General features: G+C 47.3%; 4 protein-coding genes. All 4 read left to right on the top strand.

Annotated features, from left to right (window positions below; translation table 11 throughout):
- The first annotated feature begins 175 nt into the window (after window positions 1–175).
- The gene (locus FN124_RS27190) at window positions 176–3,472 is read left to right on the top strand and encodes a SusC/RagA family TonB-linked outer membrane protein (RefSeq protein ID WP_185937402.1); all 3,297 of its coding nucleotides are present in this window, start codon (window positions 176–178) and stop codon (window positions 3,470–3,472) included.
- A 6-nt stretch (window positions 3,473–3,478) separates the two neighbouring features.
- Window positions 3,479–4,888 (top strand): RagB/SusD family nutrient uptake outer membrane protein, encoded by a 1,410-nt coding sequence (locus FN124_RS27195; RefSeq protein ID WP_142687927.1) that lies wholly within the window; start codon window positions 3,479–3,481, stop codon window positions 4,886–4,888.
- A gap of 150 nt (window positions 4,889–5,038) precedes the next feature.
- A complete protein-coding gene (locus FN124_RS27200; protein ID WP_142687928.1) occupies window positions 5,039–5,668 on the top strand; it encodes a Crp/Fnr family transcriptional regulator in 630 nt (209 codons plus the stop codon).
- A gap of 525 nt (window positions 5,669–6,193) precedes the next feature.
- Window positions 6,194–14,644, top strand: a complete 8,451-nt coding sequence (locus FN124_RS27205) for a T9SS type B sorting domain-containing protein (protein WP_142687929.1) — start codon at window positions 6,194–6,196, stop codon at window positions 14,642–14,644.
- Window positions 14,645–14,648: the final 4 nt, after the last annotated feature.

The following is a 14,648-nucleotide window of genomic DNA, read 5'->3' on the forward strand; positions in this document are numbered from 1 at the left end:
ATACCGGCAGGCGGCAGCTCAGGATCGATTAGAATTGGGATTTGATGGGGCCGGCCTTGAAACCGTTTTTCTAAAGGTGGGGGAAAAGTACAATGTTACTTTTCTATTCTCCCCTGCCATAATGGCGATCAGGAGAAAGGTCTACCTACCCCCGAAAAAACGAACCCTGGTTGAAATGCTGGATGTTCTCACAAAAGAGACCGGTCTTCGGTATGATCTCACAGGAAGGGTCGTACATGTACATCCGTCTTCACCTTCACCGGTCCAAACGGCGCCTGCTGAAACAGGCCAGTTACTTCGCGGCAGGGTAGTGGACCAGATAGGAGCATCCCTGCCAGGCGTCACTATACGCAATTATAACAATGGTACCGGCAATATTACCGGGAAAAAAGGGGAATATAGCATTCGTGTCTCTCCCGGCGATCAGCTCAGTTTCAGTCTTATTGGTTACAGGACCCGGCAGGTAATAGCGGGCAGGGAAACGCTGCAGACCATCCTTTTGGAGGAAAATATTGTAGACCTGGGTGCTACAGTAGTAACAGGATATACGGTTAAACGCGTTGAAGAACTTACCGGTGCGCTGTCGAAACTGAAAGGAAAAGACCTGACCCAGGGCGTAACCAGTGCTGATGCAACATCAATGATCAAGGGGAAAGTGGCGGGCCTCTATATCACTGAACAACTTTCTGCCAATCCTGCCGGAGGAAGCGGGAAAATGCTGATGAGGGGGCAGAGTACCCTGTTAGGAACACAGGCCATCCAGGCAACGGACAGGAATGGTAATCGTTACCCGGTGATCCCGAACACCATATTCGGGCCCTTAATAGTTATTGACGGAATTATCTCCCCCTACCCGGAACTGAAAGATGCAGTTAATCCCAGGGACATCGAAGAGCTGGTGGTGCTGAAAGATGCGGCAGCAACAGCCATCTATGGTTCCAGGGCGGCGGCAGGTGTTATAGACATTATCACCAAGCGGGGTAAGCCGGGAAAGATAAAAATTGACCTGGAAACAAAGTTTGGGCTTAATTACCCCAACCGGGGCAAATTCAGGTGGATGAATGCGCGCGAGCTATACGATGCAAGAACAGATCTTTTCACGCAGGGATGGGCCTATTATGAATATACATGGAAGTCGGATTTCGGTGTTAATTCCCTCCCGGAACTGTTGAATAAGGCGTTGCCAACTGAAGAAACGATCGCGCACGCATTTGACTGGAGTAAATATTATTATGTGCGCTCCCTTTTACAGGAAACAAATATATCTGCCAGTGGCGGCAATGACCGAAGCCGCTACTACTTTTCAGCAGGTCATTATTATGAACAGGGAACATTGAAAGACAATGGTCTCAAACGTACGTCCTTTCGCCTGAACCTTGATCATGATCTTAGCCGGATGTTTTCGCTAAAGGCTGGACTGAGTGGTATATTTGATCATGAAACGCAGCCGGTGGTAGCTCCGGGTTTATATAAGATGCCTTCCTGGTTGTCGCCTTATGAGGAAAACGGGGAACTAAGGCCGTTCCTCAACCCGATCGGTAAGCCACTTGAAAAACAGCCTAACTTCTTATTTGAGCGGCAATATAATACCAAACGTTACCAGCAGCAAAATTTCTGGGGAAACATAAAGCTGACACTACGGCCTGCCGACTGGCTCACTATCTCCTCCAGTAATGCGGGCAACCTTATGCGGGGCAACGGGAAATTTTATGCGGACCCGCGTTCGTTTACGGGTAAGGAATATGGTGCGGACAGTAATGGTTTTCTATTGACCAGTGGGAACAACAGCGATTATTTCATTAGCTCAAACACCCTGGTCCTTGAACGGACATATGAAAAACACTGGTTCCGGTTTTTAGCAGGCCAGGAATACCAGCAGGTCTTTAGTGAAAAAAGTGGTTTGAACACGGAGGTGTTGAACCCGGCGATCTCAAAAAGTTATCCGATATTATCCGATATTGGAGCACGGCAGCTGGCATTACTCCCTGATTATAATCCTTCCCTAACCTGGGAGGATATCTATGGGGGAAGAAGAAAGTCGCGGATGTTTTCTTTATTTAGCGGGGCTGCTTATAGTTACCGGAACAGGTATTTCATCAGCGCTTCTTTGCGTAATGATGCTTCATCTGAGTTTAGCCCCCGAAATCGGAATGCCACCTTTTGGTCGGCAGGGGCGTCCTGGTTAATAAATAAGGAGTCTTTTATGCAGGCGTGGAAGGCGGTTAATCTGTTGAAGCTGAGGGTAAATATTGGCACGAGCGGCTCTCAGCTCGGAAACCTGCTGCTTACAAGAACCATTTACGGACCAAACAGTATTTTGGGCCTTAATGGAGACGGGTACAATGGAGCGCCCGGCGTATACCCATTCCAGACAGGTAACCCGGATCTGACCTGGGAAACCACACGTACATTAAATATAGGGCTGGATGTAGGGTTGTTGGACCGTATAGCGGTTAGCCTGGATTATTACCGGAAACGTTCCTTTGATTTGATCCAGGCAGTGCCGCAATCGGCTGCTGCCGGTAATATGTCGGCGCAATTCCGTAATACCGGCATACTGGGCAACTATGGATTAGAGTTAACCCTGAATACGCAAAATATATCCGCTCATAAATTCAGTTGGTCCAGCAGCTTTAATATTACTTTTAATAAAAACCGGATCATAAGCGTATACGGCGGAGCACTGAGGGCAGCGTATGGGTCTGAATACGGAAGCCCCAAGATAGAGCAATATTATTTATATCCGGGAGAAGATATTAATACCCTGAAAGGAGTTATTTATGCAGGCGTGGACCCTGCAACCGGCGAGCCGTTGTTTGAGAAACCGGTGAGAGACGGGAATGGGAATATTATCAAAATAGAAAAGGTTGCCGGTATAAACGAAGCTCTGGGGCCGGATGGAAAGGGCCTCCAAACGCTGGGCACTAAAACTCCCAGGTTTAATGGGGGCATTTCAAATACGCTGAAGTATGGAAGCTTTACATTGAGTATCCTGGCCGAGTTTGTATACGGAACGCACTCGCTGAACTTTGAGCGGATGTTGTTTCAGGCGACAGACGCACAGGGCCTCGGCTTTGGCGTATTGAACAGGGTGGCCTACGCACCGTTCCAGCATCCCTGGCGTTACCCGGGGGATAAAGAGGCGAATATACCCTCCACAGCAACACAGACAACAGAGTTGTTTGCTGATATCCGGAATTCTTATTTCTACGAAGACAACAGTTTTCTGAGAATACGTAATATCCGGCTGGATTATCAACTTCCGGAAAATTGGCTGAACCGCTATATAGAAAGAGCCGGAATTTATCTGAGCATCGATAATCTTCATACTTTTACCGGTAAGCACTTTACGCAGGTGGACCCCGAAGGCGCATATGTTGGCGGCGATCTGTACAGCTCTCTGAGCGGTGTTGGCGCCGGCCTTGGTTTACCCAGGCATTATGTGGCAGGCCTGCTCTTTAGTTTTAAATAAAAGGTGATGAAAAGCGTATTATACTGTTATATCTTCTTTGCGTTGTTGTTTTTTCCTGCTTGCCGCAGGCAACTGGATGTTGTTCCAACCAACAATAACTGGACGGACAGCGAGCAACAGTTATCTTCCTTTGAAGGTATTATGGAAGCAGTGAATGGCAACTACATACTGCTAAGAAATAACAATAGCACGTTATACTGGTTGAATGAACTAAGAGGAAATACCTTTCGTAAACCCTTAATCAACCCTTTCGGTTACCTGGATATTTTCAACTACAGCCGGGATCCGGGTCTTTTGTCAACGGAAGACTATTGGGTAGGCGCTTATACGCTGATCATTGCCTGCAACAGGGTATTGGAAGGCCTGGCACGTTTTGAAAAAAGCAAACAGTTTACCGACCTGCCGCCAGCCAACAGCGCTTTATTGCTGCACGCAAAAGGAGAGACCTATTTCCTACGGGCGTATACTTATTTTAATTTGGTAAGACTGTTCGGGCGCCCTTACTACCAGCGCCCGCAAATGAACCCTGGTGTTATAGTCAAAAACAATACAGATATAAACTTTATTCCGGGCCGCAGTACCGTAAGCGAGGTATATGCACAGATCATCGAAGACCTTAAGACAGCAGATAGTATAATGGCGGCGGATGTTGGGCGCACTAACGCGTTTGCCACCAAGCCGGCCGTATGGGCTTTGCTTTCGAGGGTGTACCTCTATATGGGCGGCACATATGATACGCCGGATAAGGATATCAATCAACAGGCTTTGCTGTATGCAAACAAAGTAATTAACGCAGGGAAGTTTCAGTTGCTGAAGGGAAAAGCATATGATACCCTGTTATATAACGGTAAATACAATAATCCTGAAACCATTTTTGCTTCTATCTATATAGATGTTAATAATGCCCTGGGTGAGAATACATACTACGGAGGGCTGTCGGCTGCACCCTCTCTTCTGCAGGCTTTTATGGAACATGATTACCGTCGCGATTTTTTTTGGGCAACCACGTCCAGCCCCTTAACAGTAACTACAAAATATGGAAGGAGGGCCGCTCCCTTTATACATCTGCGGCTCGCGGAAGTTTACCTGAACAAGGCCGAAGCCCTTTTAAAAATGGACAATACCGCAGAAGCCTTGGATGCCGTTAATATTATACATACCCGTGCCGGTCTTCCTCCATTGCTTTATTCAAGCAGGGCGCAGCTCCAAAAAGATATTATCCGGGAACGGCGCCTGGAGCTTTGTTTCGAAGGACATAGCGGATTCGATGATTATCGCAATGGATTACCTATGGTGCGGCCTGCAATAGATGCGGATACGGCCTTCGAAGTGCTCCCGGCGGACAAGAAAGTAGTGTTACTGATACCCCAGCGCGAAATGGATGCCAACCCAAAGATGGTACAAAATGAACAATGATATTAACAGCGTAATTCCCTGTTTAAGGCAGTCCTGCCATTTCCTTTCCGGTCATTAATATATAAAATATCAATATCCGAAATAATTTTTGCCGGTGGTGGGTAAATTTTAACGGAGCGTGTCTCTTTGGGTTAATAACAGCCAATTATAATGAGTACGCTACTGAAGTTTATACTCAAATTCACGCCTTCCTGCGACAGGAGACTGATAGATCAGATCAGCCCGTTGATCAGAACAAGATCAATCGTAAAAAACGATTTTCTGTTGAATGCCGGTAAAACATGTAAAAAACTTTGTTTTATTACCAGCGGAATATGTTACAAGTATCTGGCAGATCATAAAGGAGATAATGTTGTTCAGTTTTATGACCAAGGAAATCTTGCGGGTGACTATTGCAGTTTTGTTTGCCAGGAACCCAGCAGGTACCACATTAAAACGCTGGAAGAGGTAGAAGTGCAGGAACTGCACTATAATGATATTAGTCTTTTATACGAGTCTAGTCCTGTTTTTGAGCGTATTGCCCGGAGGATGACGGAGTATTACCTGTGCCGCATGACGGACCGTTTATTTTCTTTTCAGCATGATAGCCCGGAGATGCGGTATTTAAATCTTCAGAGGGAACGGCCGGCGCTTCTGCAGCAGGTGCCGCAGTACCTGATTGCTTCTTATTTAGGTATTACACCGGTAGGGCTGAGCAAGATCAGGTCCAGGATTTCCAATAACAGGCATGTTGCCGGCGCAAATAGCGGGGACCTCACAGTAATGTCTCACTTAATCTAAAAAAAGTATTAAAGATGATGGGTAAAATTAACAGGCAGATGTCTCTTTTGGTTGACAGTATCTCATAACAGTGGGTTTTCAAGGTTAGGCCCTTTTATGGCAAAGGGCAATGTTCGTAAATATATGGACCGGTGTTCACCCCGGTCCTCCTTTATCAAAACAGATATGAGTCAACTGCTTTATCACAAAATATACTCCGCGACAACGAAACGATTTTGTTAATCGGAAGTTAACGGGGAGACTTATTAAACAACTTTAATGAAATCACTCTTTTAGTCCAATAATTTTGTACCGTGAACAAGTTATAAGCTGTATGCCACTTTGATAGTTCCCGAGATAGGGCTGAAGTGATAGAGTTTCATTACCGGGCCTCCTCATAAAATTTTATGGAAAAAAGTACACTCCTGATCGGATCAGGGGAGTGGAGGGTTATGCGCATGCCACAGGCATTACCTGGTGGCGATGGCAAAAACGAAAGGACCATTTTGAAATAATTATAGTAAGTATAAATAACATGCAATTTTTATGCAAAAACATTTACACGTATCTACATCGCTGATGTTCGTCCGTCAATTATCCAAACAGATTTTTGACAATTGCATTGTAAAGCCAGGCTTCCTTTTGGGAAAGATGAGCCTTTGGCTGCTGTTGCTGTTGTGCACAGGTTTTGCCGCTTTTGCGCAGCAGGATTGTGGCAGGCCAACAAGTGCGGATGGCTCCTCGTGGGGTGTAAAACTGATAAGTGGTTCGCAGGCTGTCAGTGATCCGGGTTTTGCCATTGATGGTAATATGCAAACGGCAGCTACAATAAGTAATGGACCGCTTAGTATTCTGGCTGCGGCGTCTACATTGAACATTAATTTTGGTACGCCGCTTCAGATTCGCAGTGGTATCCCGGATACCGTTGTTGTTAAGTTCGAGATGCCGGCTGCCTGGAAGCTGGATATCCTTGGTACCATTAATGTAACAATGTATAAAAATGGCAGCCAGCAGGTTGGGTCCTATGACATCAGGGGAATGTCTCTTCTGAATGTTAGCGGCTGGCAGGATGGAGGCCAGCCATTTGCCATATTCAAACAAGCAGTTCCCGGCGATGTAGATCGTGTTAGCATTACGCTGAGTTCCGGACTTGCCAGTGCGGACATCAGTCAGTTGGTGGCTCCTTTGGCGGGATCAAATAAGAACACCTCGCTTAAAGTGTATGAAGTGTATGGCTCACTGGGCGTACCAAGAATGGACAGTATTCTCAGGCAAAGTAAAATTGTTATCAGCAATGGGGAAACCGCGACTTTCTCGGTAAAAGATGACAAGAGAAATTTGGGCTACAGCTTCAAATGGTTTAATGGATATCGTGATGAAACACCTATATATACCGGCAATGATTTTAAACCGGAAATAAGGCCGTCTGTTACAGAACAGCGGTATACTTACTATGTAACGATTGAAAAAGACGGGTGTTTGCTGCAAAGCAAAATACCTGTTTACCTGATTGTAAACCCCCAGGCGCAGCTTCAGGGCAGCATAGCTCCTTCAAGAACAAAGGTGAACAAAGGAACAGCAGGTGAAACAGGTCGCCTGGATTATTTGATTCAACTTGTAAACAAGGGAGCGGCTCAACTTCAATCTTCCGCAAGATTATTTGTAAATGATTTCCCGATGCCTGCCAGCCGGTACCAGATCCAGCGCATCACACTTCCACAAGGCAAAGCCGGAAAGTATGATACAACAACGGGCCTGCTGACGGGCATTACGCTGAACCCCGGAGACACCGCCAGCCTGCAGGTACTTGGCGTTGTGGATACTTCTTATACAGGAATACTCAGGAATAGCGCCAGTGGCAGTGATGAACTGGGTCTTTCTATACCGATTACGGAGTCTCCCTTTGTTTATGTCAATGTAAAAGATACATCTGGAAATAATAACGGTAATACATGCCCGACCACTGAGAGGACATGTAACAGACCAGATAATATTACCTACGAAACAGCAATGGATGTTGAATGGGGAAAAAGTCTGCAACAGGACATTGTAAACTTACCCAAATCAGTTATAAATTCAATCCTGGCGCTTGGCGACGGTGCAAAGAAGGTTTTGGAATCGATCCTTCGGCTTGATCCTCTTGGCGCCATTAATAACCTGGTGAATGGTATTCTGAGCATTTTCACGGGGAGCCAGGGTCCCCCGGCTCCGCCAAATCTTCAATATGCGGGAGATGGAAATGAGGGAACAGCAGTTGTTTTTAACCCTGATATTCTCCAATTGGGACAGTGGCAGGGTGTAACCGCACATTTTGATTCAAACCCTATCATCGCCGGCGACTCTGTTGTTGTGTTCTATAGTGAGGCCGCAACCGCGCGTGTACAGATAGGAGCTATACGTGTATGGATGTATAATGACGGTAAACAAGTGAGTGGACCGATGGAACTAAAAGAAGGGTTGGCTTTCATGAATATAATTCCCTGGGTGAGCGGCGGTTTAGCCTACCGGCGGGTTTCTTTCCCCGTACCGGAAACAGTTGATGCGGTTCAGGTAAGCGTTGCGGGGATCGGTATTGACCTTGGAACAGCTGGTACGAGTGTTTATGAAATTGCACGGAAGCCTAAAATGCCAGACATCAAAAACTTTATAGACAAGGACTCCCTCTCCGTGCAGGTAGAACAGGGTGAACAAGTGCGTTTGAAAGTGAAGGACGACAAGCGTGGCCAATGCATGCTCTATAAATGGTACACCGAGGAAGACCTGGGCAAAACACCTTTTGCTATGGGGCCTGAAGCCATCGTTAATATGCCTGCCGGCTTTACAGGAACAAAATACTATTACCTCCAGGCGTTGGCTAACGCTTGTAGTGATAATCCTTCAGCTCCTTTGGAAGTAAAAGTGACCGTATTACCTTCTCCTATGCTGGAAGGGGTAGTTACCACACAAGACAAAAATCCCAAAGTAGAAAAAGGCACCAGACTAAGATACACACTAACCATTGACAACAATGGTTTACAAACGCTGTCTGATACGGCTCGTCTGAAAATAAAAGCCCTGTCTGAAAACGATAAGAATTTCAAAATAGACAGCATCACGGTGTTGGGGCGTGGACGCTTCGATATGACCACAGGGGAATTCACCGGTGATTCCATTCCTCCTAAAGGAAAAGTGACATTGCTGATCAGTGGCGTCATTCCTCCAACCTATGCCGGGCAGCCAATAAATATCAAGGTATCCGGCTGGCGCATGAATGGCAAACAGATTCCGATCAGGCAGGCGCCGCCAGTGACGCCCAATTACCGCCTCAAGGTGAAAAAAGTGCCTGATCAGTTAAGAGTAGGCAATCTTCAGAAACTGGACTACACTATTACTATCACAAATACCGGAACAGAAAGCTTCCCTGCAGGCTCGAAACTGTATATCAAAGATGTGCCCAGGGAAAAGGGTTACCGGATTGACACGATGTATGTACCTGATAGCAGCCCTTCCGGTGGTTACTATGTGATGGGAAGCCAGACCCTCTTCGGCGCTGAAATACCTGCGGGCGGAACTGCTAAAATACGTGTGGAAGGCTTCCTGACCGATGAATATACAGGCGGGCCGATCAATAACGATGTGATCGCAACGTATGAAAATAAAGTGCCGCTGGAAGTTGAACCTACGCCTACGGTGAACGCCGGAGACGAAAAGTATACACTGTACGGGGATAAGTATGTTATTAGCCGTACTGGCGATGTGAAAGCGGGAGACCAGCTGGATTTTGTGATCGTTCTTCGCAATAAAGGTCCCGAAACCATGCCTGCGAGCGCCAAAACTTATATCCGCGACGTGGCGCCCCTGGATTACATTATACAGGAAATATCCGTTGCAGATAATAAAGGCCAGTATAATGAGCCGGTGCTGACAGGCGTAGCCCTGGCGCCCGGAGATTCAGTAAGATTGATTGTAAGAGGTAAACTCTCCGGTAACTATAAAGGAGATACGCTTGTGAACAGGGTTACCGGCAGAACAGAGAATGGCACCCCCATTGATATTACGCCTTCACCCGTGATCAATCCTGGCTTTAAACTGAGCGGAGACAAACAACCTGACAGGCTGAAAGCCAAAGCCGGCGAAGCACTGAATTATACGATCACGCTTGTCAACAGCGGAAATAATACAATGCCGGCAGGACAGAAGGTGTATGTAAAAGATGTGCCGCAATCAGAGTTTTATGTTATTGACAACATTAGCGTAACAGGCAATACAGGCTTATATGATATGAAGACCTCAATGCTTCAGACAAAAGCTCCTGTGGCTCCGAACGGAAAAATTATGTTGCTGGTGAAAGGACATATCAGCGCAGCCTATAAAACCGGCGAGATTGGCAACAAGGTGGAAGTCCGGATAGATAGTACCAACTATGAAATACCTCCTGCGCCGATTGTAAATGAGATAAAATACAAGATGCAACTGGCTAAAGTGGCGAACAGTCAGAAACCTGTAGGACCTGGTTTCCCGGTAGATTTTACCATCACGCTTCGCCATAAAGGAAAGGTGGATATTAAGCCATCAGACAAGGTATTGGTGGTGGACACGCTGCCAGCCGGACTGGAAGTGACCGGATATGAACCTTCGATGGGGACCTATGATCCGACAACACACTACTGGACAGGTTTGAACCTTATTTCCGGCCAGAGCGCCAGGTTGTTGGTAAAGGCACGGATAAGGCCCGACTTTAAGGGAGATTCATTGGTGAACAAAGTTGGCGGTAAAACACCGGATGGAACCGATATTGACATTGATACAACCAGCGGAACCGCAGTTGTAAAAATAGATACTTCCATGCGGATGAGTAAACTGCAGCTGCGTAAAGTAGCCAGCAAGAACCAGGTTACTTCCGGAGATTCGCTTGGTTTTACAATTATTCTGAAGAACCTTAACGACACCGCTTTTGTAGCAGATACCATCACTGTACGGGATATGGTTCCCGAAGGGTATGTACTGGGCAAGCAAGAGCAAATAGTAGCCAGCGCTGGTAAATACGACGCAGCAAACGGTTACTGGTCCGGGCTCAGAATTCCGGCCGGAGATAGTGTGACTATTCAGCTGAATGGAATGGTAGCGAGCAGCTTCTGGGGTAAAATGACAAATATTGCCCTGGGCTTTGATCAGCATAACTTACCGATTCCGGCAGCCGGAAGTGCAGATAATATGGCCCGTGCAACCGTAGTGGTAAATCCTCCTGCATCGAAATACAACCTGCTGCTTCAAAAGAAAGCAGACAAGCCCCGCGTGAAAGCAGGCGATTCACTTAACTATACTATTACACTGTTCAATAACGGTACGCAGAATCTGACAGATACTATTGTAACCGTGAAAGATACCCTGCCCACAGGTTATATCGTGGACAGCTACCAGGTAGGCAATGGCAATTACGATCCTCAAACGGGTCGTTGGGCCAACCTGACGCTTCCTGCTGGTAAAAGCGTTACCCTGATGCTGAAAGGCCGGGTTAGTAACACCTTTAGCGGCAAACTTATAAATACGGTAGGCGGCCTTGACCCTAAGGGAATTCCAATCACCAATACACCTGCAAACAGGTCGGAGGTAGATGTAGACCCTGTTAAACCGGTTTATAAACTGGCGCTTGCCAAGGTGGCGAAATTAAACCAAAGCCCGATCAGGACAGGGGATTCACTCAACTTCGAAATCACGTTATATAATAATAACGGCGGTAACGCGATAACGCCGAAAGATACCGTTACTGTTGTAGACCAGATTCCTGGCGGCTATGATGTGCGTAGCTTTGAAGCGAGTCAGGGTAGCTATAACAGTACAACCGGCCAATGGACCGGATTGAACCTGAAATCAGGCGATAGTGCTTCCATCCTCGTAAGAGGCGCGTTGAGCAAGAATTTTGCCGGCAGTTCTATTACTAACACTGTAAGTGGTAAAGATCCTAATAAAGATCCTATCCCTGCAGTACCTGGCAAAGAACAGGCAATTGTAAAAGTAGATACTGTAAAATACAACCTGTTGTTAACCAAAACAGCGAACAGCGCTACAGCTACAGCAGGTGGTCCGCTCGACTTTACCATCACGCTTAAAAACCTTGGTCCGATAGTGATCCAGCCTGCTGATGCAATAGTGGTGAAAGATCAGATCCCGGCAGGTTACACAGTGAACGGCTTTGTACCAAGCGCCGGTAAGTATGACACCACCAGCGGTCGCTGGACCGGTTTGAATGTAGTAGCAGGCCAGCATGTAACCTTGTTAGTGAAAGGTACAGTGGCAGCTGATTACAAAGGCAACAACCTGACCAATAGAGTGACCGGTCTTACACCGCGGAAAGACTCCATACCGGTTGAAAACGGTGGAGGTGCTACCGTAACAGTTGAAGACAGCACCAAAACGTCCTATAATCTGCTGTTGAGCAAAAAGGCGAACAGCGCTACAGCTAAGGCTGGCGGTCCGCTTGACTTTACCATCACGCTTAAGAACCAGGGTCCGAGAGTGATCCAGGCAGGTGATACAGTAGTGGTGAAAGATCAGATCCCGGCAGGTTACACAGTGAACGGCTTTGTACCAAGCGCCGGTAAGTATGACACCACCAGCGGTCGCTGGACCGGTTTGAATGTAGTAGCAGGCCAGCATGTAACCTTGTTAGTGAAAGGTACAGTGGCAGCTGATTACAAAGGCAACAACCTGACCAATAGAGTGACCGGTCTTACACCGCGGAAAGACTCCATACCGGTTGAAAACGGTGGAGGTGCTACCGTAACAGTTGAAGACAGCACCAAAACGTCCTATAATCTGCTGTTGAGCAAAAAGGCGAACAGCGCTACAGCTAAGGCTGGCGGTCCGCTTGACTTTACCATCACGCTTAAGAACCAGGGTCCGAGAGTGATCCAGGCAGGTGATACAGTAGTGGTGAAAGATCAGATCCCGGCAGGTTACACAGTGAACGGCTTTGTACCAAGCGCCGGTAAGTATGACACCACCAGCGGTCGCTGGACCGGTTTGAATGTAGTAGCAGGCCAGCATGTAACCTTGTTAGTGAAAGGTACAGTGGCAGCTGATTACAAAGGCAACAACCTGACCAATAGAGTGACCGGTCTTACACCGCGGAAAGACTCCATACCGGTTGAAAACGGTGGAGGTGCTACCGTAACAGTTGAAGACAGCACCAAAACGTCCTATAATCTGCTGTTGAGCAAAAAGGCGAACAGCGCTACAGCTAAGGCTGGCGGTCCGCTTGACTTTACCATCACGCTTAAGAACCAGGGTCCGAGAGTGATCCAGGCAGGTGATACAGTAGTGGTGAAAGATCAGATCCCGGCAGGTTACACAGTGAACGGCTTTGTACCAAGCGCCGGTAAGTATGACACCACCAGCGGTCGCTGGACCGGTTTGAATGTAGTAGCAGGCCAGCATGTAACCTTGTTAGTGAAAGGTACAGTGGCAGCTGATTACAAAGGCAACAACCTGACCAATAGAGTGACCGGTCTTACACCGCGGAAAGACTCCATACCGGTTGAAAACGGTGGAGGTGCTACCGTAACAGTTGAAGACAGCACCAAAACGTCCTATAATCTGCTGTTGAGCAAAAAGGCGAACAGCGCTACAGCTAAGGCTGGCGGTCCGCTTGACTTTACCATCACGCTTAAGAACCAGGGTCCGAGAGTGATCCAGGCAGGTGATACAGTAGTGGTGAAAGATCAGATCCCGGCAGGTTACACAGTGAACGGCTTTGTACCAAGCGCCGGTAAGTATGACACCACCAGCGGTCGCTGGACCGGTTTGAATGTAGTAGCAGGCCAGCATGTAACCTTGTTAGTGAAAGGTACAGTGGCAGCTGATTACAAAGGCAACAACCTGACCAATAGAGTGACCGGTCTTACACCGCGGAAAGACTCCATACCGGTTGAAAACGGTGGAGGTGCTACCGTAACAGTTGAAGACAGCACCAAAACGTCCTATAATCTGCTGTTGAGCAAAAAGGCGAACAGCGCTACAGCTAAGGCTGGCGGTCCGCTTGACTTTACCATCACGCTTAAGAACCAGGGTCCGAGAGTGATCCAGGCAGGTGATACAGTAGTGGTGAAAGATCAGATCCCGGCAGGTTACACAGTGAACGGCTTTGTACCAAGCGCCGGTAAGTATGACACCACCAGCGGTCGCTGGACCGGTTTGAATGTAGTAGCAGGCCAGCATGTAACCTTGTTAGTGAAAGGTACAGTGGCAGCTGATTACAAAGGCAACAACCTGACCAATAGAGTGACCGGTCTTACACCGCGGAAAGACTCCATACCGGTTGAAAACGGTGGAGGTGCTACCGTAACAGTTGAAGACAGCACCAAAACGTCCTATAATCTGCTGTTGAGCAAAAAGGCGAACAGCGCTACAGCTAAGGCTGGCGGTCCGCTTGACTTTACCATCACGCTTAAGAACCAGGGTCCAAAACAAATCCTGCCGGGTGATGTAGTAATGGTGAAAGATCAGATCCCGGAAGGTTACATAGTGACCAGCTTTGTACCGGTAGGCGAAACCGGCGGTAACTACGATGCAACCAGCGGTCGTTGGACGGGTCTGAACCTGACAGCAGGCCAAAGTGCGAGCTTATTGGTGAGAGGTACGGTGGCTCCTGGCTATAAGGGTAATAACCTGACCAACAAGGTAACTGGTCTTACGCCCAACCGAGATAATATACCGGTTGAAAACGGTGGCAGCGCTACAGTAGAAGTTGATCAGGACGACCTGATGGTACCGAACGTGATCACTCCTAATGGAGATGGCGTAAATGATGTACTGCGAATAAGGGGATTGGAAAAATACAAAGATCCCGAGCTGGTAATCATCAATCGCTGGAATAACCTGGTATACAAAAAAAGTAATTATGACAACACCTGGAATGGGTCAGGTTTATTGGAAGGAACTTATTTCTATGTACTGACAGTGAAAGACGATACCGGAAAAGCGATCGTGAAGCGTGGATATGTTATGGTTTTACGTTAAAAGT

It is taken from the genome of Chitinophaga polysaccharea (genome assembly GCF_902150045.1).
Classification (GTDB): Bacteria; Bacteroidota; Bacteroidia; order Chitinophagales; family Chitinophagaceae; genus Chitinophaga; species Chitinophaga polysaccharea_A.

Bases quoted from the DNA above. Each gene is read 5' to 3' on its own strand.
- FN124_RS27190 (WP_185937402.1), top strand. From the start codon at position 176: ATGCTGGATGTTCTCACAAAAGAGACCGGTCTTCGGTATGATCTCACA.
- FN124_RS27195 (WP_142687927.1), top strand. From the start codon at position 3,479: ATGAAAAGCGTATTATACTGTTATATCTTCTTTGCGTTGTTGTTTTTT.
- FN124_RS27200 (WP_142687928.1), top strand. From the start codon at position 5,039: ATGAGTACGCTACTGAAGTTTATACTCAAATTCACGCCTTCCTGCGAC.
- FN124_RS27205 (WP_142687929.1), top strand. From the start codon at position 6,194: ATGCAAAAACATTTACACGTATCTACATCGCTGATGTTCGTCCGTCAA.